The sequence below is a fragment of the Rossellomorea sp. ABR4_012 genome (assembly GCF_056159545.1).
The window spans coordinates 362,436-385,737 of sequence record NZ_JBSWVK010000002.1 but is presented as its reverse complement, the minus strand read 5'-3'; the positions used below and the strand labels follow the sequence as shown (position 1 = coordinate 385,737).

Sequence of the window (23,302 nt, the reverse complement as noted above, 5' to 3'; positions counted from 1 at the left end):
CCTTGGCCCTGTTAAATGACGTAAAATCAATAAAAACTTGGGATACCCACCGGCAGGTTAAACCTCGTTGGTAATGAAGTAACATACACTTATATTAAAAGCTACTAACCTCTCGAAACTAATATCACCAGTATATGTCTTATAAAATATCAGGGTCTTGCAAAATCACTCAAGTAGCCTTTGTTTGTTTTTGAGAAATCTTAGCAGGGTTATATTTTTGACCTACAAGAAATATAATTGGTGAACCAATTATGGTAGGTATGAACCAATAATATATGGTCGGAAGCTCATTAAGTAAAGGTATGTTCTGCACATTCACTACCAAGACAGCTGTCACAATTCCAATATATGACCCCAGCATTCCACCTATATGTAAAGTTAACCATCTAATGGATTTCTTCTTATTTTTCACAGCCAGAAAACCAATTAAAGCAAGCCCATAAGAAAATATTGCGATATAAAAGAGGTATTGACTCTCTTTCCAATGAATGATTGCCATCATAACAGCGGTTAAAAAAACCACAAAATATGAACTATGATAAACTTGACCAAAGTTTGAGTGTTTTCCTTTCTTTTTCTTGAAAGACATTGCAAACAATCCACTAATTAAACAAATTACTCCAGCCATAATGTGTATTCCCAGCATTAGTTTTATACAAATCTCCCCCAATGAATCAATTTCTCACTCCAGATAACTGCCTGTTACATAAATAATAGATAAGTTATCTTCTTCATTCTCGAAATCATGGACTGATCCCCGGCATGTTAAGCTTCACCGTGCCGGGGGACTGGCCTCAATCTTTTCAATTCTTACTCTGGGAATCAATGAAAACGTCTATGATCTTATCGCAAATGTCATGGTGAGTGGTCCCGTCAAAATTGAGCAGGACTACCACTCCGAGATCCAGTTCAGGGACCATTGACATCAGGGATCTTACAGCCATTTGACCGCCTCCATGCTCGACGACCCTGAACCCTCTGTACATGTCTGTAAACCATGCAAGTCCGTAACTTCTGACTTCACTTCCGAACTGCCATTCTTCACTGACAGGATGAATGGGATGCTGCATTTCTTCAATTAAATTTGAATGTAATATACGTGAGTCTTTTTTTAAGTGAAAGGCTAAATATTTCCCTAAATCATTTGCTGTTGAATACAAATATCCAATCGGAGCTGATAATGAATTTTTTGGAAAGGGTGTTTCTGTTTTATCCTTCCCCATATAATACCGGGCGCTGTTCGGATCTCCTTCAACAATAGTAGAATCACTCGTTGTTCGATTCATATTCAAGGGGCTGAGGATTTCCTTTTCAAGATGTGTTTCCCACTTTGATCCTGTCACTTTTTCGAACAAATCGGCAAGGATCACATACGAATCTGTGCAGTAATTCCATCCTTTCCCTGCCGGATACTCCAACTCTACTTTTTGAAACCATTTCGTGATATCTTCTCTGGATTTCACACTTCCAATCTCTTCTTCTGTAAGATTGTAATAGTCTAGTGCTTCTTGAAATTCAGTAGGTGTATCGGAAAATATATCTCTTACATTAGGCGCCGTCATATTGGCAATCCCTAAGTCTGAAGGGAAACCAGCCGTATGTGATAATAGATGGCGTATCGTGATCGTATCGCTTTGTTGTTTATTTTTCGTTCTGAAATATGGAAGGTATTGAACGACAGAACCATCCAATGATAGCAGGTTCTTTTCTACAAGCTGCATGATCGAAAGTGCCATAAAATTCTTTGAAATACTTTGAATGCTCATCCATGTATCCCCATCAATCGGTTGGTTCACAGGTTGAATCTGCGAGTAACCAAATCCTTTAGAATAGATGATCTCAGACCCTTTCACAATTGCAACGCTCAAGCCGGTTCCTTCCTGCTCATCCATTATCTGATTGATATAGTCTGTTATGTAGTCTAATGTGTCAGTTGATTGGTTCATACTTGTCTCCTTTCTCTATAAAACCGCGATTCCAGAGGAGCCGCGTGGAGCCACGGGGACAGGTCCCCCGGCCCACATTAGTTCCTAACTCCACAAACCTATTCCTGAAACACATGTAAGGTCAGGCCCCTTTTGTAGGGGAATTCTTTTCAATTATGAATAGAAAGGACGCAGAGATGAGGGTTCCTAATGATAAGAAAAAATAGATGTAGTTCATTATGTATAAGTTACTTACTAAATCAATAGTCGTTTTAATAAAGTTATAGACTGCATAAAGAAGTAAAATCAAAACCCCTTTAGAAATAATTTTCTTAAGCAATTCCTCTCTTCCTTTCAGTGAATCTATTCATTACAAGTTTTCACCATAACGAATACAGGTCCCGCCCCATTTTCCCCGTTAGCGGAACAAGGTATCTATCGAGGACCATCCATAATTAACTGTAACGAAATGATCACCATTAATATCAACGATTTGCTCGCTTACCTCCACACCCTTGATTCCTTCATAAAATTTTCTTGCTAAATCGTTTTCTTTAAATGATCCAGCGAACATTGAATGGACATTGTTCAATACAAAATATCGAACCACTGACTTCACTAACTGCTTTCCAATGCCTCTCCCATGATACCCAGGCAAAACATAAAGCATTTTAAGTTCGCCTTTATATCCTGGCGGTGGATTAATGGCGAATGAACCGATTGCAAATCCAATGATCCTATTGTTTATCACTGCTACATAACAAAAGGGCCTGCGTTCCTTACTGGCAAAAATACGTTCTAATCTATTCTGCGCGTTATGATCTGATATTGTGGCTATAAAACGATTCGGCAAAAAATCCTTATGCGTGACTATAAAAGATGTTCGATAAACTTGAGCAGCTATCGGTAACTCTTCAAGTTCCATTTCTCTGATCACATTGACTCTTCCCTTACACTTAGATTTTGTGTTGTTAATCACTTACCCCACATTTAATTTGTAAAAAATATCAAATAAAACACCAAGCAAACCAAAGCATAAAATAATCAACCCATAAATGCCGGCACAGCCAAAAATCATCTAACAAACAAAAAAGGCAGGACCGGGGCTCATTGTCCATATCGGGTCAAGTTACCTGTCCCTCTGGCTCCTCTGGCTCTATTAATCGAACGGCCAGTCTATTTCAACTGATTTATATACGGAATGATATAACTCCTATATTCATCCGTTAACCCTTCCGGCAATTCATTCAGGTTAAAATACTGTACATCGACCGATTCTTCTTCATTCACTACAATCTTTCCTCTAACATCTGTTGAAACATAAACAGCAGTGACTGAATACAATTCATCACCATTCGCTACTTTAAAATAGTAATCAGGACCTGAAAATACGCCTAATAACTTGAGTTCCCCCAGTTCAAGTCCTGTTTCTTCTTTTACTTCTCTCCTCGCAGTATCCTCCAGGCTTTCACCCAGTTCCATCAGGCCGCCGGGGAGTCCCCAGCCGCCGTCCGTCCTGTGCTGCAAGAGCAGTTCGTTGAATTCATTTATGATCAAGACCACGGAGCCGGTTAAGATCAACGGCCTGCTTCCTACTGCTTTTCGCAGATCTTTTACGTAATCCATATGTAACCACCCTTTTAGAATGTGGAGTAATACATCTAGTGGTTAACCCCTGATAAATAATCCGAAAACAAAATAAACTCCTCAAGAAAAAGAGGTTAATTAATCAAAATAAACAACTTCCCCCGGGTTATGTAAATGCCTGAACATCATCCGAATCTGCGACTCCGTATTCCTCTCAACCGATAACGGCGGCAATTCATCTTCCGAAAAGAATCCGACTGCGCTCGTTTCAATCCCTTCCTCCGCCTGCCCGCCGATGATTTCGCACCGGATAAACATTTTATAAACATGGTAAGGTGAAGGCGGATGCGGATGGCACTTCTTATCAAGCACGCCCAACAATTTGACTGCCTTCACATCAAACCCCGATTCTTCTTTTACTTCCTTGACCGTCACTTCGCCCGGCGTCAGACCTATGTCACCCCAGCCGCCCGGCAGCGACCAGCCACCATCTGTATTTTCCCTGACCATCAATAGTTTGTTGTCCTTGAATACGACAGCCCGGATATCCACTTTAGGTGTTGCATATCCCGTTTCATTTGCAAACAAATCCCTAATCTTTGTGGTATCCATATTTGTCTGCTGTGACAACATCTCAACGCTGATTTCCCGGATCAATTCAAATCGTTCCAAGTCATATACATCCTTGGAATACGTCAATCCCGCCTGCGAAATGGATTGCAGCTGTTTCGCCCATTCGAGCCATTTTGGTTCCATTTAGCATCACCTCTACTATGATTGTACCAAATATTACCTGATGATTTTTGAAATATAAGAAATTTCTTAAAAAAGCTCCACCATAACACGGGACAGCAACCTGGGAAATGTAACAACACAAAAGGCCCGTCCCTCGTTACGGTAAAGCGTTACCGTAACGAGGGACGGGCCTTCACCATCTTCACTTTTAGTTCTTCCAACGGACATATCTTTCGATCACTTTTTGGATGCGTCCTTCGAATAGCGTTTTCCGCCAGTAGCTGTCCGCGGCCTGCTGGACAGCTGAACTGTGATTCGGATACGGGTGGATGACGTTCGAGATGGCTCCGATCTTTTTATTAAACTGCTTGGCAAAGACGATTTCCTGCATCCAGTCGCCTGCATGTTTCCCGACTGCGTGGGCTCCGAGGATTCCGCCTTTTTTATCTGTAATCACCTTGACGAAGCCGTCAGTCTGGTGGTCCGTCACAAACCGGTCCACTTCCGACAACGCCACCTTGAACACCTTGACGTCCTTATGCTCCTCCCTCGCTTCATGCTCAGTCAGACCAAGGTGGAAGACTTCGGGTGACGTATAGATTACCCAAGGAACGTCAGCATAACTGATTTTCCTTCGAAGTCCGAGCAGGGCGTTCTGGACGACCTGCTTCCCTTCCATGCCCGCGACATGAGTAAATGGCAGCGTACCATTCACATCCCCTATCGCATAGATGTGGGAAGCCGATGTTTCCAATCGCTCGTTCACCTTGATGTAGCCTCTTTCATCCGTGTTCACTCCTGCAAGGTCGAGGCTCAGTGAATCGGTGTTCGGCATTCTTCCGGAAGCCATGAGAATCTCATCAGCATGCATAGTGAGCGGGTCGACGCCCTTGTCAATGGTCAGCATCTTGCCATATTCTGTTTTCTCCACTTTCATCAGGCTCGCTTCCGTCATGATGGTCAGTTCTGTTCCAAGCTTCTTCATGACCGCCTCGCTCACTTCATGGTCCTCATGAGATAAAATCTTTCCCGACCTCTCAACCACGGTGACGTCGCTGCCAAGCCTCGACATTGCTTGGGCCAATTCGAGACCGACCGGGCCTCCGCCGATGACCGCAAGCTTCGCCGGCATTTCCTCGAGTTGGAAGATGCTCTCATTCGTGAGGAAGCCTGCATCGGCTAGCCCTTCCACTTCAGGGACAAACGGCCTTGAGCCTGTGGACACCACGATTTTTTTGCCATGAAGCACGTCGGTATCATTCACCCTCACTTCATGAGGGGATTCAAACCTCCCTCCGCCGAAGTAGACATCCACACCCAGCTTCCGAAAACGTCCGGCATCATCATGTTCCTGAATGACGGCGATCGACTCCTTCACCCTGCCCATGACTTTCCCCATATCAACCGTCCCGGAGACTGAGAGACCAAATGACTGCAGGGAATGGGCTTCGTGTACTCCGTTGGCGACTTCTATCAGAGCTTTGGAAGGGACGCATCCATAATGAAGGCAATCCCCACCCAGCTGGTCATTTTTTTCGATCAGGGCCACCTTCCCGCCCAATGAAGCGGCACCTGCCGCGACGGTCAGCCCCCCGGCACCGCCTCCGATGACGATGACATCATAGTTCTTCATCTAACTCTCCTCCTTGTCGAGAATCCTCTTTGCCTCGAGCAGGCGTTGAAGTCCTGTGATGGTTTCCACCACAAAGAACAGGAGCGTCGTCCATAATACGATTCCCGGCAGGATCATCATGAAGGTCAGGAAAAGGAATCCTTCCGTCCTCTCCGCAAGTCCTGCTTGATAATAAAATGACTTGATGCCCTTCCTTTCTGAAACGGCGCCCACCGTAAGAAATACCGTCATGGAGAAAATAATGGACACACTCAACAGCAATAGTGCCCACTGCACATCAGGTACAGCAAAGGCAATCCCGAGTATGACACTGATTTCCACCAGGCGGTCGAATGTGACATCCATGACGGTTCCGAAAGCAGACGGCTTTGTCCTCCGTGCCATCGTGCCGTCGACTGCGTCCAGATAGCCAGAGACCCATAAAACAATGACCGCAATCAACGGAAATCCGGCATAATAGAAGAGGCCGGACGATAACCCTATCATAAAAGATAGAAACGTAACTTGATTGGCTGTCAAACCGAATTTCAAAAACAAGCTTGCTGTTCGTTCGATACCCGGCTGGACATATTTCCTTGCATGAGTATCAAGCATCCACTTTCCCTCCTGTCTTCTTAAGCCCGAGCTTCTCCCTTAGTTTAGAACTGACGGTGAGTGGAATAACTGTAATGATGATAAAAACAAGGACGGCGGTCACAATCACCCAAAGATTATTGCCAACGATACTGGACCCGAGATAATTGTAGGCGAATGTACCGGGGATGATCCCGATGAATGTCCCCACTACAAAGTGCACGAATCTCACGTTGGAGATACCTGCTGCATAGCTGATGAGATCAAAATTGAATAGCGGGACGAGACGCAGCAGCAGCACATAGAGAAAACCCCTTGCCTCCATCTGTTCTCGGATCTTCATCATCTTCGGACCGCTTGTTTTCTTCTTGATGAGTCCTGTTCCGACCTTGCGGGATAGGGCAAATGACACGATTGCGCCAAGTGTGGCACCGACGACGGTGTAAACCGTCCCCCACCATGCCCCGAAGGCCAGCCCTGCTGCCAATGAAAGAATGGAGGCCGGGAACAGGACCAGCGGCCTGATCGTGTAGAGAGCGATGTACACCACAGGGGCAAACAACCCGAATGATAAAATCCACTCTCTGATCATCCCAGGATTCAGGTGTACATATTCGTTGTTCACATACACCAAGAGTCCGATCACAGCCAGTACGATTATCCATTTGATAGCGTTCTTTTTCATATGATCCTTCCTTTAGTCGAACTGTTAATTGAATGATGACTTCATCATATCCCACTCGTCTGTTCTTTTCTGTAATGTCACTTACATTTTTTACACCGTTATACCCTTATACTGAAACCACATGATTGCGAGGTGTTTTGTTTTGCAAACAGTCATTTTAGTAGGAGGCGGCCATGCGCACCTTCACTGCATCAAGCAGGCTGGTAAAGAAAAGCTGCCTGACACAGAATTCATCCTGATTTCTTCCTTTCGATATCAATATTATTCCGGTATGTTTTCAGGGTATACAGAAGGCCTATACGGGGAAGATGACATCCGGGTCGACCTCGGGGAGCTGTGCCGGACTTCACGTGTACGGTTCATGGAGGATACGGTGATCAAAGTCGACGCCAGGAGGAAGAAGCTGCTGCTTTCAAGCGGTAAGGAGCAATCCTATCATTTTGCCTCCTTCGATATCGGTTCAAGTACGAATACGGAATGGTCTGGATCCTCTGTCAAGACAGTGAAGCCGAATTACGCATTCCCTGAAGCGATCCGGACTTTACGGGACTCCCCTTCACCCGTCATTATCGGCGGCGGAGCGGCTGGCGCTGAGTTGAGCATGTCCATCCTGGCACGAAAAAAACGCCTGAAACAAGAAGGGAATGTCACCTTGATCAGCTCTTCCAGACTGATCGCGGGAGAATCCGAAGCGGCCTCGAAGCAGCTTGAAGCCATCGCCCAGAGAAAAGGGATCCGGCTAGTGACAGGTGAAACCGTGAAGGACGTTACAGACGCGATTGTCCACACTGCATCAGGCACCATCCCGCACAGCGGTGCCTTGATTCTGACCGGTCCGTCCGCTTTTCCCCTTTTCAAAGAAAGCGGCCTTGAAACCACGGGTGGCGGCTACCTTCTCGTGAGCGACAGCCTTCAAAGCAAGAGTGACCCCTCCCTGTTCGGGGCAGGCGATTGCATCACCCTTGCTTCCCATCCGGATCTGCCTAAAAACGGCGTATATGCCGTTCGCCAGGGACCCGTCCTATGGAACAACATCAAGCAGGCGCTCGTTCAACTGCCGGGGAAACCATTCAGTCCGCAAAAACGATTTCTTTCCATCTTATCAACAGGCGGAAAAGAAGCGATGCTCCTATACGGTCCATTCCATCTCCACGGAAGACTTCCCTGGAAGATGAAGAATAAGATTGATACAGGGTTTATGAACCAATATACTTGACAGAATGGGATGCCTCCATTCTGTCACGCCAAGTGTATGATATCCTCTTCATTCATGACACCCAGAAGCATCTCCTCACCGATCTCCTTGTGCTCCTCCAACAGAAGGGTCACTTTCTTCCCCGAAGACGAAATCTCGAGGTCATAAAACATCTTTCCATGCTTCACCCGCTTATTCACGACCTTCACTTCCCATTGATAGCAGAATTCCCCTTCATTGCCGGATGGAGCGGCCAAAAGCTTCGAGGAATGCACAAACGAATGGGCGTCCATCATAAAACCATCCGAATAAAAATCCGCTACAAATGAGCTGTCAGGATGGTAATAGACATCTAAAGGTGGACCGATCTGCTGAAGCTTTTTCTCCCCGAAAACAGCAGCCCTGTCACCGATGATCATCGCCTCCTCAATGTCGTGGGTCACGAAGATGGCGGTTGTCTCTTGTTCTTTCAAGAGTGCTTTCACCCAGTCCCTCATCTCCTGTCGCAGCGCATTATCAAGGCTTGCGAACGGCTCATCGAGGAGCAAAAGGCGCGGGTGCGTCACCAATGCGCGGGCAAGAGCGACACGCTGTTGCTGGCCGCCAGAGAGCTCATAGGGCATGACATCCGCGAAGGGGAGCAGGTTCACTTTTTCAAGAAACGCCTTCGCCTTCCTCTGTTTCTCTGTCTTCGGGAGCTTTTGAAACTGCAGCCCATACATGACATTCTCAAGCACCGTCATATGGGGAAATAGAAGCGGCTGCTGAAACATCATGACGACCGGCCGTTGATTGGCAGGCATATCGGTCATGTCTTTTCCTTCAATGAATAGTGAGCCTTCCGACATCTCTTCAAGACCAGCGAGACATTTAAGGAAGGTCGATTTACCTGTACCTGAAGGACCGACGATACTGAGGATTTCCCCTTTTTCCATCGTGAAGCTCACTGAATGAAAAATGATTTCATGCTGGAACGACTTGCTGATATGCTCAATGGAAATCAAGCAGCATCACCTCCTGAAAAACCTTTTTTTATATGGGTGGACAAGATAAAACAATCCCTCGAATACAACGACAACCACGATCGGGAGAACTGCGAACAAGAGCGAAAAGCTGGCCGCGACTGCCGAGTCCACACCATTCAAAAATGGGAAATACAGAATCGCCAGCGTGACGACATTCCCGCCCCCGATGATGGCTGTCAGCGCAAACTGACTGATCGAAATCACCAGAGTCAGAAACACAGTACTCCTGAAGCTTGAGATCAATCCAGGAAAGTAAACCGAATAAAACGCATATAGCTTGCTGCCTCCAAGTGTGACTACCTGCTCTTCCCAGACCCGCCCGATCCTTTCAAAGCCTGCCCTCAGGATTTTAATCGAATAAGGGACGGTAGGGATCAGATGAACCAGGATCACCCCAAGGATTGTATCGCTCAGGCCTGCCCGGATCATGGCGAGATGGATGCCCATCACTACGGCGAGGCTCGGAATCAGAATCGGAAGCGTCAAAAGCGTTTCGATCCATTCCTTCCCTTTAAATGAATGAAACGCCAGCACCCTTGCTGCCGGCAGGGCAATCAGGAAATTGAGCACGATCACACTGCCCCCGATGACCAAGGTTGTCGACAGCGCACGAAGCAAGTGAGTTTCATTCAGAAGCACAGACCAGCCCCTCATGCTCAGCCCCTGAGGGAAAATCTCTCCCCACCTCCAGTCAAACGCAAAGCTATTCAGTATCAATATTGCAATCGGTGCCAACAGGAATAAAATCCAAATCCCCTGCCATCCTTTTTTCACCAAAACATTCATCTATCGATTAGTTCCTCTCATCATATGATAGCGTCTCTTGTTCATGAGCGCAGAAGCTGTTGCCATTAACAAAAAGACAAGAACCGTTATACTGATCATGACCGCGTAAGAGAGCGGCCTTTTACTCCAGTCGCCCTGGAAGAACCAGTCATATGCCAGCACCGAAACCATCTCGGGGTAGGTGGTCCCAAGAAGATACGGGAGCTCGAATGCCGCAATCACGAAGGCAAACACGATGATCCCTGCTTCGACAAGGACTGGAAACACCCAGGGCCATTCTACCGTCTTGAACACATTCCATCTGCTTCCCCCAAGCGTCCTCACCACCAGCGTTAATTGTTTAGGCATATCCATGTACACCGGCAGCAGCAGCAGAACCACGAAAGGGACTTCTTTCCATACGTACGTAAGAATGATTCCGATCCCGTTTTCATCTTGAATCAGGACTGGAAATTGGGAGGGATCGCTAATGATGCCAAGTACAGAGAACAGGGAGGACACCCATCCTGATTGAGAAAACAAGAGGATCATCATATATCCCCATACGAAATGAGGAAAGAGCATCGGCATCCAAACAAGAAGACGTGATTGTTGACGGACGAGATGATGGATCGCAAATTTCGTCACGATCAGCCCGATCAGCAGGGAAAGAATCGTCGAAAGTCCGGCGATTTTCAGGCTGTATCCGAGCGAATCAAGAAATCTCTTCTGATGGAACAACTCTGTATAATGCTCGAATGTCCATCCCGTGGCACAAGACAAGCTTTCACAAATGGATACCATCAACCCGTACATCACCACAAAGCCGATGAACAAAAACGGAGGCAGAAGCGCTGCCAAATGTTTATTCTTCTTTAACCACTTCATCCAGCCAATTCTCCTTTATCCAGTTCACATAGCCAGAATCCACTTCCGGCAGGATGTTATCACTGAGGACATCAGCCGGGAGGACAGAACGTCCCCGGTCGACCGCTTCAAGCTTTTTCCGGTCTTCTTCAGACAGCTTCTCCGGATCCAGAGACATGTTCTCTCCCCAATATTCCGGATCATATTTGGCTAGCTGCGCGTCAGGTGAAAGGAACTCGTTGATCGCCGTCACGGCCCCCGCCTTGTTCGGGCTGTTGAACGGAACGGCAAGAAAGTGTGTGTTCCCGAGTGATCCCGATTCCATCTTGAAGGACTTCGTGCTCTCTGGAAAATATCCGTCTTTAATCAGGCTCTCCGCCCTCGCTTCGTTATATCCGAACGTTATCCATACCTCGCCTTTGCTATACAACCGGTCCATTTCCGCAAGATCGGAGGGATACGTCTTCCCTTCCCTCCATAAATCAGGCTTCAGTTCCCTCAGATAGGACCACATCCCCTTCTGCCCTTTCTCGACAAGCGCTTCGTTATAGCCTTCTTCCAGCAGCGTATCCGGCCCTGCCACTTTCTCATAAAGCAGCTGTCGCAAAAACGCATTGCCGGTGAAATCCGACGCTTCAGGATACGTGAACTTGCCTCGATTCTTCTCCACCCATGCCTTCAACTCATCAAAGTCCCTGGGCGGATCCTCTATTTTTTCCTCATCATAAAAATACACAAACTGCACCTTCCCCCACGGGGCTTCCATCCCATCCACTTCGGTGCCAAAATCATATTTGACATCCAAACTGTCCATATCGACGTACTCCTGAACATTCGGCAGCTTCTTCACAAAAGGCCCGAACAAGAGATCATTTTCCTTCGCATTCTTAAAATTCTCCCCGTTCAGCCATATGATATCGATTGTGCCAGTATCCTTTCCTGCCTTCTTTTCATTGAACAGCTTTTGGAGGATTTCGTTCGTGTCCATCGGCACACGCTCTAGATCGATGTTGTATTCTTCCTTCAAGCGCGGAGCTGCCCATTCATCGATGTAGCGGTTGATCCCCTCATCGCCCCCCCACATGAACATTCGGACTGTCGTGCCATCAGCCGATTTTTCAATGTCACTCCATTCTTTCTCCAGCAGTTTTGCATCCTGTTGGCTGCTTTCAGACTGACAAGCCGTCAGAACCAGCATTACCAGGACGAGAAAGATAAGCTTCTTCATTAACATCTCCCCTTTCACAATCAATTTTTAGCCAGTCATTCCTTCTTATAAAATCTATCATACCCCACAAACAAGAAGATGTAAGGTCTCTTACATTCACCGATGTGTTGATGAGCATGAACATCATTCCAAAGAAAAAAAGGGGACATGAACATTTCCTGCTCACGCCCCCTGGTCCGATTTATGCTTTTACCCAGTCCGCAACCATCTCAACATCCGCCGCTTCAAGCGTAGTATACACTGGACACCGTTCGTCCACGATTGTTTGCAGCTCTTTGACACGTTCCTCTGATTCACTCGTCTTCACTTTCGCGTTCACCGTTATCTTCTGGAAATACGGTCGTACATTTTTGTCGCCCATCATACCGCGAGGATCAAGTTCACCCTGGATATCAAATTCAATCCCCTGCAAGTCAAACTTGATTTCCTTTGCCACAAAGTTTGCTATGGCATTTTCACAGCCTGCCAGAGAAGAAAGCAGGGTCGCAAGTGATTCGCCCCTTTATCCGTACCGCCCATATTGGCAGGCTCATCAATGATCACTTTGTGATCACCTGAAATACCTTCTGTATACATTCCTTTTGATACTGCACTGATTTTTTCTATCATGAAGAATTCCTCCTGTTTTCACTTTTTTATCACCAGTGCTTTTGGTGATACAATCAATTTAGCAGGGGCACTTTCCTTAGCCAATTATTCTGATTGCCTTAGTAATCTATCTTACATTTTTATTGATTGCTCCCAAACGTCTTTCCACTTCTATCATTTATCATTCCGTGATATGATTTCCCTATTCTATTCGAGCAAATGGACCTCACCATGTTCTAATCGTTTCAGCAAATCTTCACCGGCAAGAAAAAAGTGTCCAGTCGCGGCACCAGGAGCCCTCACTTCGCCGATTGCTTCTATTAAATTCCGGGCAGCTGCCGGTTCATGCATAAGATTGACTTCCATATACTCAATCCCGAGTTGATCAAGAAGCACCTTTGCCTTAAAGCAATCGATGCAGCCATTAATGGTATAAAGTGTGATCATACTGAATGCGCCTCCCGCCCAAATCGTATCAATATCACCTATTTTTCACCGTAATCTAGCTTACATTAAGAAATAGAAAGGAGACTCACCGTTGGATAAAATCATGCTGCTTTCCCAAATTACCTTATTTGATGAGCTTCCGATGAATGAATTGCAAATCATCGATGAACTGAGCGAAATGCGGCCCGTAAAGAAAGGAACTGTCATCCTTTCACCCGAAATGCCCATCCAGGCTCTTTTCTTGTTAAAAGAAGGGCAAGTCCGCTTATACAGAATGAATTCCCAAGGTAAACAATTCACAGTTGATATCTTGACCGGCGGGAATATATTCGGGGAAACCTCCACGCTCTCGCTCACGGATGACCAAATTTATGCTGAGGCCATGATGGATACCTATTTATGTATTATCGGGGTAGAGGAATTCGAGGGATTCATCGAAAAGAACCCGAAAATCGCTTTGAAACTCATCAATATTCTTTCCAACCGCCTAAAAGAAGTGTACTCCATGAGCGAAAAAATAGCCCTGAGCGATGTGAAACTCCGCATAATCTACTTGCTCTTAAAATTGAGCGAGAAAACTGGCAAACGAAAAAAAGAATGGCAAACGATCAATATGAAATTAACCCATGCGGATATCGCCAACATGATCGGCTCCACCAGAGAAACCACAAGTGCAATGTTGAGTCAATTGAAAAAGGAAGGTTTGATCAAGAAAGGACTGCGTTTTTCAATAGATGCTGACCGGGCATATGACCTTCTCGAGGAATTATAAACGCCCGCTTACCCTCAAACTAAGTAGGATCCAGAGGCAGCTTGCTACATTTTGAGCAGCTATGTATGCTTCAGAATTGGAAAGTTACCCAGGTTTGGTATTTCTGACCAACATATTAGTTTTAAGCCGGAGAGTGGAATAACTATCATACAACAAGACATATTATAAATGCCTTCCCTTATGTGTAAGACAGAATACTTAATTCGAGATTTCTATCATGTTATGATGCGACTATATTAACTAAAAGGAAGGGTGTCTTGATTGACTAATGAAAAGCTTTTTTCAAATACAGTAGTAAAAAATAAAACATTTAAGAACCGCTATGTCGTTGCTCCCATGACAAGAATAAGTGCAGAACAAGATGGGCGTGCCAATGACACGATGGAAAGATATTACGAGCGTTATGCCAAAGGCGGCTTCAGTGCCATTATTTCTGAGGGGATTTATTTAGACGAACATTACAGTCAGGGGTATGATGATCAACCGGGTCTTGCAACGGAAGATCACATTCAGGCGTGGAAACCTGTGGTAGATTCCGTCCATAAACACGACTCTCTAATGATTGCACAACTCATGCACGCTGGTGGACAGGCTCAAGGTAATGCGTACACGAATGAAACCATTTCCGCTTCAGATGTTCCTCCGAAGGGAGAACAATTAGGGTTCTATGGTGGCTCAGGGCCATTCCAAACCCCTAAAGCCATGACTGAACAAGACATAGAACAGGTGAAAGACGCCTTTGTCCGAAGTGCCATCCGTGCAAAACAAGCTGGATTCGATGGCGTTGAGATTCATGGAGCGAATGGGTATTTACTGGACCAATTCTTAACTGACTATATTAATCATCGTGAAGACCAATACGGCGGTTCCAAAGAAAACAGATTACGGATCTTCCTTGAAATCATCCAAGATATCCGTGAAGCCGTAGGTTCAGATTACATTGTCGGGATTCGCATCTCTCAAATTAAAGTTGCCGACCCAAATCACAAATGGGCTGAAGGGGAAAAAGAAGCAGAGTATATCTTCTCCCAACTAGGTCAATCTTCATTAGACTATATTCATGTGACCGATGGAGATGCCGCCAATCCTGCTTTTGGAGAGAATACACGAACGTTGGCCCAGGCTGCAAAAGACTTTGGAAAACTTCCCGTCATCGCTAATGGCCAGTTAGGCGACCCTGATAAGGCAGAAACATTATTAAAAGATCATCATGCAGATTTAGTATCCTTGGGGACAAGTGCCTTAGCCAACCCAGACCTGCCTAATAAGGTGGCGAAAGGGATGGAACTGAACGCCTTTGACTTTGAAAAAATCCTTTTACCCCAAGCAAAAGTAAAAGACTTGGAGTTACAAATGGAAATCGTCCAATAATACTGTAGAGAAAAATTATAATTTGCACAAAACAAAGGCCCGTCCCTCACCACGGTAAAGCGTTACCGTGACGAGGGACGGGCCTTTCAAAGTGATTGTCAAAAAGTAATGAACCCTACCGTTAACAAGACAGCTGTTGCCACTACAAAAACAACACTAAATCCAACCGGAATCTTGCCCTTTTCACGATAAGAACGAATGGCAGTCTCAATTCCGGTGACCAGCCAAAAAAGACCGATGATCAACCAAGAAATACCAAGATGATCGTTTGCGGCCAGGAAAAAACCTATAACAATCAGTATGATTTTGATTCCAAGAAAAAACCTTTTTAACATGCGAACACCCCTGTCATCTTTTCTTTTCAATCGAAAGATGCCCCCCTACAAGAGTGCCTCCGCAATCAGCTTATCAAACTTCCGGACATCGATCCCCTTCTTAAGCTTCACCTTAATATGACCGGATTTGGTCCAAAGCTCGACCTCCGCGTTCACATCAAGGAAGCTCCCGGCATTCTCCGTCGACCACATCGTAATGGATGAATACGGCAGGGAATACATCTCAACCTTCTTCCCCGTAAGACCTTGTGAGTCCCTCACAATCAACCTCTTATTTGTAAAGATGGCACTATCCCGAAATGTCTTATACGCAGCAACCGCCTCTTCCCCATTGACAAGGAGAGCCGTCACATCATCCGGTACCGGACATTCGGATATCAGCGTCCATTCTAAAATTCCTGTTGTTGCAGCCATTTGTTATCCCCCTCTAAAAAACGGTCTATTATAATCATTCTATATTTTCATTCAAAAACCCTTTTTTTCTTGGTTTTAAGCGGTTTTCTCTCAATCCTCCGCTGCATATAAACCGGGGTTCCGTTCAGGGGGAAACTTTATATCACACCTCTATCAGGTATAAAAATAACAGTGGAATGAGCATTGCAATGAGAAAAGATAAGGTGGAACTTATTCATTATTAGCTCTAATAATCGGGTTCCCTTCTTTATCCAGCAACGGCGTTATTCCTCCACCTTCTCCGTACCAGCTAAATAAATAATGAACTCCAGTTTCTTTATCCACTAACACTTTACAACCTGATAAAGCGCCCATTTTTTCTTTATGTATAACCTCAAATCTGTTTTTTGAACTTTTACCAAACATCATCGAAAACCTCCTTGAACAAATTTATTATGGACCTGTACCGCAAGAGACTTCATACTTTTCACTTTCTATCTCTTTTGTATAGCATATCGTTGCAGTGTCTCCAGTAGGGCTGTCGTAGTTATACCAATATACATTGTATCGCTCTCCGTAGTCTTTATCTTTATAATCATCCTTAGTTATGAAAGCAAAAAAACTTTGATATGGATGCCCATCTTTGAAAATTGCTTCTCTTAATGCAGACCTCGGCGAATCATTATCGTGTACCAAGGCTGCTAATTCTGATGGAAAAATGATCATCACCATTAATGCCAACAAGAAAACCATTAAAAGTCTTTTTTTCTTTTTCACATTAAAACCTCCTTTCTAATTCCTTTAACCTCCCAAATGAATAAAGGAAAAACTAAAGTTCTGAGGCTTTTCTCTCTTACTGGAAGACTAGTATTTTCGTTTACTTTGCTTTCCATTCATAATGAATATCCGGCAAGTTTTCTTCATTTTCATGCCCTCTGCCAATGATGGTAAATCCATGATTCTCATAAAAGCGCTGGGCCTTTTTATTTATCTCGAATGTGTATAACGTCAGGCCTCCGGATGATTGTTCTTTTGCTTTTTCAAGTAATCTTCTACCAATACCTCTGCCTTGATAATCATTATGAATATATAGCTGGCTTATTTCCGATACGTTATATGCAATCATTCCGATCACTTTTTCATCCACAAGAGCTATTTCAATTTGACATTCCTTAGGTAAAATATGATTTAAAAAGTATACATGGTTTTCAAAACTATGAATTTCTTTTTGACCAATCGCCTCGTACTTACTATCCCGCCACATCTTAACTGTTTGTTCAGCATACTTCGGAACATATGGAATAATCATCATATTATGTTGGTACATCCCATCAGCCATTTTCTATCATTCTTTTCAAAAACTCTATTTTTTTGATATCTTTATTATTATTTTGATCTGCACGATAACTATCCTTTGATGAAGACTCATAAACACATAAATACTGCTCGGGATTCAGTAAGTAATACTTCACATCCCCCTTTTGGTGAATGTCTAAATCCTCTAATTGTATGCCTGCGAAACTAGGCAATGTGTCGGAAATTCCAAACTCCACTGATGACCCGTCTTTTGAGAACTCATGTTCATGCAAATCAACCAGGTTATACCCCATTGAATTCATGATTTCCATGATATCCATCCAATTATGTATAGACAATTCCGGTGGTACCTCCCACCCTCGCTTATCACCAGGTACATGAATATCTAAGTCTTGAGCATCCCAGTCCTTTCCTGTAACGATTTCCAAACCAACAGACCCCATTAACAATGGGATGATTTCAATATTATTTAGTCTTTTTGCAATTTTCATAAACGTGTCATACTTGTGATTATCCATTTTCCCCTCCACTTTTTTGAACCATGACCCTATTTCAGAATCGTGTACATTAACTTACTACCAATTATTTCAATACCAATCAGCATAATCAAGAAAAATCCCCAACAAAAAAACGGCCAGCGGCTAAAGCCACGACCGTTCTTATTTAATCGTTTTTAATATCTACTTGCATAACTTCGTCCCAGAGTTGAAGGATAAAATGTCATTTGATATTTCCCTCTAAGCTCTTGCTTGGTTCGATCAGTTAACATTTCACCTTCTCTATTATGGGCTACTTCCATTTCAACTCCATTGGGAATTATTTTATCAGCATCCCAATCAATCCATTCCCCGTACTTCGCTACCCAATCTGCCAACTCTGTCTTTAACTCTTTTGATATAGGGACATCTTCTAAATCCACATTACAACCGCATTGAGCACACCAGATAGGATCTGCTCCAACATCACCTTCAATTTTTAAGTCCCAGGTTTCTTTTTGCTCACATAAACAAAGCATACAACGATACCCCCCTAAATCAGTTCAAGGCTACATTTATCAACAAAACTTCATTTACAACAGCTCTTTATTTTTCTTAAAAGATCGCTTCAATGATACGTAACTGGATAAAAACATAAAGAAGCTGACAGCCAGTAACAGCCCCAGCAATTCCGTCCATTCATTTCCGCTGGATGGCAGTTCGACAAGGATGATATATAAAGCTGTGAATATAACGACAAACCCGAATGTTCTCACCAGGATCACCCGTAATTGATGTTTATAATCCTGTTCTGTCGCGACGCTTGTATATTCAATTCCAGAAAAAATATATCTTGCTGATACATAGAGAAGGAAGATGGCCATGGCCGATAATAATATCCCTTCGGAACTTATGCTCAAATAGTCATTGGCCAAGGCCATGAGCAATAAGAAAACGAAAAGCAAAATAGCACCCTCGGCTAGAAAATACAGCATTCTCTTTTCCTTGTATTCATCGTTCGGAATCAAAAAAGATATCCATGATTTCATTAGCCTTCAACCTCCCAAAATAATTCATCCAGCGTTTTACCCAACTCTTTCGCGATGGCTATGCACAGCTGCAGACTCGGGTTATACTCCCCTTTCTCGATCAACCCGATGGTCTGCCTCGTCACACCCACATTCCTTGCTAATTGTTCCTGTGTCATCGACGTCCGGATCCTTGTGATCTTCACATGATTCTTCATTAATCAATCCTTCTCCTACCCTTCTCCTACGCAATATATATGTTGCATTTGTAAGTTATATATTACATTCGAATCTTTTTTATGTCAATTATTCCCTGTTAAAATATCTAGAATTAATCTAAGTGCCCAAGAATCGTCCACCTTCTTCTACAATGAAAACAGTTTAACCATAAAAAAATCCCTCCCTCAGCACTTATCTGAGGAAGGGAACTTCATCAATATCTTACAACCCGGGAAGAATCCCCGAGAACAAACTCAATATCAAAACCGTTGTAATCGCTGTCAATCCAGCAATAAAGCCACCTAGCGTCCACGCTTTAAGCGTCTGTGGAACAGTCAGTTTACCGAACCTATTCACAACCCAGAATCCAGAGTCATTCGGAAGGGAAAGACCAATTCCACCGGCACAGATGGCAAGCCCAAGTAAAATCGGTGAGACTCCAAGATCCACTGCCATCGGCCCCATGATGCTTGACGTTGTCACAAGGGCAACTGTCGCCGAACCAAGTGATGCACGAAGGATTTGAGAAAAAATGAACGCCAGCAACAATACCGGAATGCTCCAGCTTTGCATCGTCGCGATGAGATAATCACCGATTCCGCTCTTATTGATGACTGCACCGAATGCTCCACCGGCACCAGTCACCAGGATGATGATTCCCGCTGAGTTGATCGCTTCAGCATACAATCTGCTGTTTGGAACAGAGATATATGGTCTAAGCATGATGATAGCTGCGATGACACTTATGAACAGGGCAATGTTCTTATCCCCGATAAAACCTAATACACTTGCAAGTCCCGTATCCGGGAACAGCAGCTGAGATAATGTGTTGAGCAAGATGAGTGCAATTGGCAATGCCAGCATGAAGAAACTCAGGCCAGTGCTGATTTCTTTTTTCGGTGCATCTTCAAGGCTTACCGCAACTTCTTCAACGGCACCAGAATGGTTCATGCGCTTACCGATGAATAATCCGTAGAAATATCCTCCGACAAGTGTTGCCGGGATTGCTACAAGAATTCCGTAAAGGATGAATAAGCCAAGATCTGAGCCCGTGTTTTCTGCTACTACTAGAGGGCCTGGCGTTGGGGCGATCATGTTATGGGAGACAATCAACCCGACACCGAGTGCTGTTACAAAAGAAATGACTGAGATGCCCGTTTTCTTTGATAGGCTTTTAATCAATCCGCTTAGGATGACGAATGCTGCATCGAAGAATACCGGGATTGAAACTGCCGTACCCGTCAAGGCAAGACCAGCCGGCGATTTTTTCACACCGAATGCTTTCAATACAGCGGCTGCGATTTTTTCAATCGCACCTGATGCTCCGAGAAACTGTCCAAAGATGACACCGAGTCCGATCAGGATCCCGACGCCGGTCAATGTGTTCCCGAACCCTTGGGTCACGGTGGCTGCCACTTCATTAAGCGGCATTCCGATCACGACAGCCGTTGCAAATGCAACACCGATCAGTGATAAAAATGGTTCAACCTTCAATTTTAAAATCAAGAAAAAAAGTGCTGCTAACGCTAGTAAGAAAATTACAATCAACATATTCCCTGTAACCATGTTAGATTACCCCCTTTGTTATATGAAACTCTTTTTATACAAGCAGAACCGCCTGGATTCCCCTTAGAAAGAGGCGGCCCTGCATTGATCCCTAAACCAATTACGTGCTCTCGAGTGTCGAAACGACATCTCTTAACGTGGTGACAGCTCCGACATTCCCTGGAAAAATGACGTATGGGATGAATGGGAACGTGCTCTCTTCGCCTGTCTGCCAAACCGGAATCCCCGGTGCGATTTGACCCGCAACGGTCGCCCGTTTCACACATAACCCTTTTGTCCCGACATCACTGGAAGTGATTCCTCCCTTTGCAATCAGGTAGTTCGGCCTTACAGAGAAATCACGGACGATGCTCGTGACCGCATTCGAAATCTCAACGGACATCTGAAGCTCCTGCTCTTCCATCCCGTCACCAAGATCAAGCCGCTTCCTCTTCGTGTAGATGACCGTACTGATTCCGCCGGCCACCTTTGTTTCCGCTTCATGCCGCACCCGCTCGATTTCCTGTTGGAACGCTTCTTTATCAAGTACCAGATGAGCGTCGAACTCAATGAAGTGCAGAGAGGACAGTTCCTTCAGCGTGTCCAATTGATCCGTCGTCTTTTTGACATGAGATCCGACAATGACCAAGCCTCCGTTCTCCCTTTCCTCACTGATCAGCTCTTCCCTCGTTAACAGTGGTCGTGAAGAAATATCACCGATCACCTTGGTAAAAGCAGCAGCCGTCCGGAAGATGAATCGTTTTCCTTCCGCGATGGCGAGGATCAGTGCCGTCGCGAATACCCTCACATCCGATTCTTCAACAGCATTGACGACGACCTTGCCGAAGTCCTTCACCTGACGCAACTGTGCAGTGATTCCGTCAATGTCCAGGCTTCGGATTAATTCCAGTGAAATATACGTGACGCCTTCTTTCGGGAAAGCGCCTTTTGTCTTTTCTTCGACCCAATCCCCTAAGTGACTCGACTTGTAGCCAAATGTCCTGTCTTTGGCGAATTCGGTTTCACCGGCCGGCACAAGTTCGTTTTCCTGCTGAACGAAGTGAATGTTCTCAACAGTCAATCGGCCGCCTTCTTTGAAAAATGGAAGGATGACCTCTCCGTCCACACGTTCGCCGCTTTCTGCTTCCATCGTACGGCGGAGAACATCCGTCTCAAGAGGATAATGCCCTCTCAGCGTTGAATCTCCGCGGCTGATGATCAAATACGGAATGCCAAATTTCTTTGAGATGGTCTCTGTTCGTTCTGCAATATCCCGATGGACCTGCTCCGTTTCTTTTGCCGTGAAGGCTCTGGAGTTCGTCAGGATGAAGAAGATCTGCCGGTCTTCCAGGAAGCCCAGCTCAATGGTCTCTTCCTCCCAGTCTGTGTATACCGAAACGCCGTGGACAGTTTGGACACCTGTCGGATCGTCATCAAGGACTATGATTTTGTGCGTAAACCCGGGTCTGACTTTTTCCCACCATTTGTTTACTTTCTCCTCATTGATAGATTGATAGGATGATAGGATTTCATCGGCATGCCTTGTTTTCATCACTGGCTGACACCCTTTACTTCGAAATTCGCAAGCTTTTCGTAAAATTGGATGAGTCCCCCGTGATCATCAGCTGCTTTGCCGTCTGCCATCAAGGAGTGATACATCTCCAGCACCTGGCTTGACAATGGCAGCGGCACTCCGATCGAGTGGGCTGTATCCATCACATTAGTCAAGTCCTTCGCGTTGATGTCGATGCGTCCGCCGGCAACAAAGTTCCTTTCCAGAATCAACGGAACCTTCGCATCAAGCACAGCACTTCCAGCCAAGCCTCCGCGGATCGCTTCGTACATCTTCTTGATATCGATTCCAGCTTTCGACGCTAACGTCAGTGCCTCTGACATCGCAGCGATATGGACATTCACCAGGATCTGATTGGCAAGCTTCGCCGTTGTTCCGCATCCATTGTCACCAACGAGCGTGATATCCTGACCCATCACGTCAAAGTATGGTTTCACCTTTTCATAGATTTCTTCTTTTCCTCCGACCATGATGGCAAGCGTCCCATCAATCGCTTTCGGCTCACCGCCGCTCACCGGGGCATCGAGCATTTCTATCCCTCTTGCGGCAAGTGCTTCGGCAATTCCCTTCGATTGTACCGGAGAGATCGAGCTCATATCGACGACGATCGCTCCATCATTCGCCCCGAATATGACACCGCTTTCACCAAAGACAACACTTTCTACATGCTCTCCCTTCGGAAGCATTGTGAAAATGATGTCACTCATTTCCCCTACTTCTTTTGGTGAACGGGCTCCACGGGCTCCCAACCTCACTAACTCTTCCACTGCTGACTCATTAATATCGAACACGGTGACATCGAAGCCACTTTTCACTAGATTCAGTGACATCGGTTTCCCCATGATGCCAAGACCAATAAATCCAAGTCTCATCTTAAATTCCCTCCTGATGATAAAGCGTTTTCATTTGTTGTCACCAATTGTACACAATAATTTATATTTTGTATACAAAATTATTTAAAATGTATACAAAATTATTTTCAGTTAGAACTTTTAAATCCTTCCCACTCGTTCTATACTT

General features: G+C 44.9%; 28 protein-coding genes and 1 pseudogene. 3 read left to right on the top strand and 26 right to left on the bottom strand.

Features of this window, described 5'->3' with window-relative positions; genetic code table 11:
* Nucleotides 1–169 precede the first annotated feature (169 nt).
* The 8 genes from ACXAFV_RS11525 to ACXAFV_RS11490 form a co-directional block, all read right to left on the bottom strand.
* A complete protein-coding gene (locus ACXAFV_RS11525; protein ID WP_475126610.1) occupies nt 170–628 on the bottom strand; it encodes a DUF2306 domain-containing protein in 459 nt (152 codons plus the stop codon).
* 175 nt (nt 629–803) lie between these two features.
* Complete coding sequence (locus ACXAFV_RS11520; protein WP_475126609.1) at nt 804–1,946, bottom strand: serine hydrolase domain-containing protein; 1,143 nt, start codon at nt 1,944–1,946, stop codon at nt 804–806.
* A gap of 397 nt (nt 1,947–2,343) precedes the next feature.
* Complete coding sequence (locus ACXAFV_RS11515) at nt 2,344–2,862, bottom strand: N-acetyltransferase family protein (RefSeq protein ID WP_475126608.1); 519 nt, start codon at nt 2,860–2,862, stop codon at nt 2,344–2,346.
* A 239-nt stretch (nt 2,863–3,101) separates the two neighbouring features.
* Nucleotides 3,102–3,551, bottom strand: coding sequence for an NUDIX hydrolase (locus ACXAFV_RS11510; RefSeq protein ID WP_475126606.1), 450 nt, complete (start codon nt 3,549–3,551; stop codon nt 3,102–3,104).
* Between the two features lie 99 nt (nt 3,552–3,650).
* The gene (locus ACXAFV_RS11505; RefSeq protein ID WP_475126605.1) at nt 3,651–4,268 is read right to left on the bottom strand and encodes an NUDIX hydrolase; all 618 of its coding nucleotides are present in this window, start codon (nt 4,266–4,268) and stop codon (nt 3,651–3,653) included.
* Between the two features lie 187 nt (nt 4,269–4,455).
* Complete coding sequence (locus tag ACXAFV_RS11500; RefSeq protein ID WP_475126604.1) at nt 4,456–5,880, bottom strand: dihydrolipoyl dehydrogenase family protein; 1,425 nt, start codon at nt 5,878–5,880, stop codon at nt 4,456–4,458.
* Nucleotides 5,881–6,474, bottom strand: coding sequence for a CDP-alcohol phosphatidyltransferase family protein (locus ACXAFV_RS11495; RefSeq protein ID WP_475126603.1), 594 nt, complete (start codon nt 6,472–6,474; stop codon nt 5,881–5,883).
* The gene (locus ACXAFV_RS11490) at nt 6,467–7,138 is read right to left on the bottom strand and encodes a TVP38/TMEM64 family protein (protein ID WP_475126602.1); all 672 of its coding nucleotides are present in this window, start codon (nt 7,136–7,138) and stop codon (nt 6,467–6,469) included. The genes ACXAFV_RS11495 and ACXAFV_RS11490 overlap by 8 nt, the downstream gene beginning before the upstream one ends.
* A gap of 142 nt (nt 7,139–7,280) precedes the next feature.
* On the opposite strand from ACXAFV_RS11490, the gene ACXAFV_RS11485 reads away from it, so the two are divergent.
* Nucleotides 7,281–8,354 (top strand): FAD-dependent oxidoreductase, encoded by a 1,074-nt coding sequence (locus tag ACXAFV_RS11485; protein ID WP_475126601.1) that lies wholly within the window; start codon nt 7,281–7,283, stop codon nt 8,352–8,354.
* 23 nt (nt 8,355–8,377) lie between these two features.
* Here the strand turns inward: ACXAFV_RS11485 and ACXAFV_RS11480 are convergent, their stop codons facing one another.
* From ACXAFV_RS11480 to ACXAFV_RS11455, 6 genes and pseudogenes are all read right to left on the bottom strand, one after another.
* Entirely contained in the window at nt 8,378–9,337 is a 960-nt protein-coding gene (locus ACXAFV_RS11480; protein WP_475126600.1) for an ABC transporter ATP-binding protein, read from the bottom strand.
* Between the two features lie 6 nt (nt 9,338–9,343).
* On the bottom strand, nt 9,344–10,132 hold the full coding sequence (locus ACXAFV_RS11475; protein ID WP_475126598.1) for an ABC transporter permease: 789 nt from the start codon (nt 10,130–10,132) through the stop codon (nt 9,344–9,346).
* 12 nt (nt 10,133–10,144) lie between these two features.
* Nucleotides 10,145–11,011, bottom strand: coding sequence for an ABC transporter permease (locus ACXAFV_RS11470; protein WP_475126596.1), 867 nt, complete (start codon nt 11,009–11,011; stop codon nt 10,145–10,147).
* Nucleotides 10,989–12,218, bottom strand: coding sequence for an ABC transporter substrate-binding protein (locus ACXAFV_RS11465; protein WP_475126594.1), 1,230 nt, complete (start codon nt 12,216–12,218; stop codon nt 10,989–10,991). The genes ACXAFV_RS11470 and ACXAFV_RS11465 overlap by 23 nt, the downstream gene beginning before the upstream one ends.
* Before the next feature lie 181 nt (nt 12,219–12,399).
* Nucleotides 12,400–12,827 (bottom strand): annotated as a pseudogene (locus ACXAFV_RS11460) (OsmC family protein).
* Between the two features lie 186 nt (nt 12,828–13,013).
* Nucleotides 13,014–13,253, bottom strand: coding sequence for a glutaredoxin family protein (locus tag ACXAFV_RS11455; protein ID WP_475126593.1), 240 nt, complete (start codon nt 13,251–13,253; stop codon nt 13,014–13,016).
* Between the two features lie 91 nt (nt 13,254–13,344).
* Between ACXAFV_RS11455 and ACXAFV_RS11450 the strand changes: the two genes are divergently transcribed.
* Nucleotides 13,345–14,025: a Crp/Fnr family transcriptional regulator gene (locus tag ACXAFV_RS11450; protein ID WP_475126591.1), complete on the top strand. Its 681-nt coding sequence runs from the start codon at nt 13,345–13,347 to the stop codon at nt 14,023–14,025.
* A gap of 261 nt (nt 14,026–14,286) precedes the next feature.
* Entirely contained in the window at nt 14,287–15,396 is a 1,110-nt protein-coding gene (locus ACXAFV_RS11445; RefSeq protein ID WP_475126590.1) for an oxidoreductase, read from the top strand.
* Nucleotides 15,397–15,494: 98 nt separating this feature from the next.
* On the opposite strand, the gene ACXAFV_RS11440 is transcribed toward ACXAFV_RS11445, so the two are convergent.
* The 12 genes from ACXAFV_RS11440 to garR form a co-directional block, all read right to left on the bottom strand.
* Nucleotides 15,495–15,761 (bottom strand): hypothetical protein, encoded by a 267-nt coding sequence (locus ACXAFV_RS11440; protein WP_475126589.1) that lies wholly within the window; start codon nt 15,759–15,761, stop codon nt 15,495–15,497.
* 15 nt (nt 15,762–15,776) lie between these two features.
* Complete coding sequence (locus tag ACXAFV_RS11435) at nt 15,777–16,145, bottom strand: PH domain-containing protein (RefSeq protein ID WP_475126588.1); 369 nt, start codon at nt 16,143–16,145, stop codon at nt 15,777–15,779.
* A gap of 210 nt (nt 16,146–16,355) precedes the next feature.
* Complete coding sequence (locus ACXAFV_RS11430; protein ID WP_475126587.1) at nt 16,356–16,553, bottom strand: DUF6440 family protein; 198 nt, start codon at nt 16,551–16,553, stop codon at nt 16,356–16,358.
* A 24-nt stretch (nt 16,554–16,577) separates the two neighbouring features.
* Nucleotides 16,578–16,901 carry a hypothetical protein gene (locus ACXAFV_RS11425; protein ID WP_475126585.1) on the bottom strand — a complete coding sequence of 108 codons (324 nt, stop codon included), beginning with the start codon at nt 16,899–16,901 and terminating at the stop codon, nt 16,578–16,580.
* A gap of 100 nt (nt 16,902–17,001) precedes the next feature.
* Nucleotides 17,002–17,451: an N-acetyltransferase family protein gene (locus ACXAFV_RS11420; RefSeq protein ID WP_475126934.1), complete on the bottom strand. Its 450-nt coding sequence runs from the start codon at nt 17,449–17,451 to the stop codon at nt 17,002–17,004.
* A gap of 4 nt (nt 17,452–17,455) precedes the next feature.
* A complete protein-coding gene (locus ACXAFV_RS11415) occupies nt 17,456–17,959 on the bottom strand; it encodes a phosphoribosylanthranilate isomerase (RefSeq protein ID WP_475126584.1) in 504 nt (167 codons plus the stop codon).
* Nucleotides 17,960–18,114: 155 nt separating this feature from the next.
* Nucleotides 18,115–18,456 (bottom strand): hypothetical protein, encoded by a 342-nt coding sequence (locus tag ACXAFV_RS11410; protein WP_475126583.1) that lies wholly within the window; start codon nt 18,454–18,456, stop codon nt 18,115–18,117.
* Between the two features lie 54 nt (nt 18,457–18,510).
* Nucleotides 18,511–18,966, bottom strand: a complete 456-nt coding sequence (locus ACXAFV_RS11405) for a DUF3278 domain-containing protein (RefSeq protein ID WP_475126582.1) — start codon at nt 18,964–18,966, stop codon at nt 18,511–18,513.
* A complete protein-coding gene (locus ACXAFV_RS11400; RefSeq protein WP_475126581.1) occupies nt 18,966–19,163 on the bottom strand; it encodes a helix-turn-helix transcriptional regulator in 198 nt (65 codons plus the stop codon). The genes ACXAFV_RS11405 and ACXAFV_RS11400 overlap by 1 nt, the downstream gene beginning before the upstream one ends.
* 223 nt (nt 19,164–19,386) lie before the next feature.
* On the bottom strand, nt 19,387–20,730 hold the full coding sequence (locus ACXAFV_RS11395) for a GntP family permease (protein ID WP_475126580.1): 1,344 nt from the start codon (nt 20,728–20,730) through the stop codon (nt 19,387–19,389).
* 100 nt (nt 20,731–20,830) lie between these two features.
* Nucleotides 20,831–22,261 carry a four-carbon acid sugar kinase family protein gene (locus tag ACXAFV_RS11390; RefSeq protein WP_475126933.1) on the bottom strand — a complete coding sequence of 477 codons (1,431 nt, stop codon included), beginning with the start codon at nt 22,259–22,261 and terminating at the stop codon, nt 20,831–20,833.
* On the bottom strand, nt 22,261–23,154 hold the full coding sequence (gene garR, locus ACXAFV_RS11385; RefSeq protein ID WP_475126578.1) for a 2-hydroxy-3-oxopropionate reductase: 894 nt from the start codon (nt 23,152–23,154) through the stop codon (nt 22,261–22,263). Before garR ends, ACXAFV_RS11390 begins: the two co-directional genes overlap by 1 nt.
* Nucleotides 23,155–23,302: the final 148 nt, after the last annotated feature.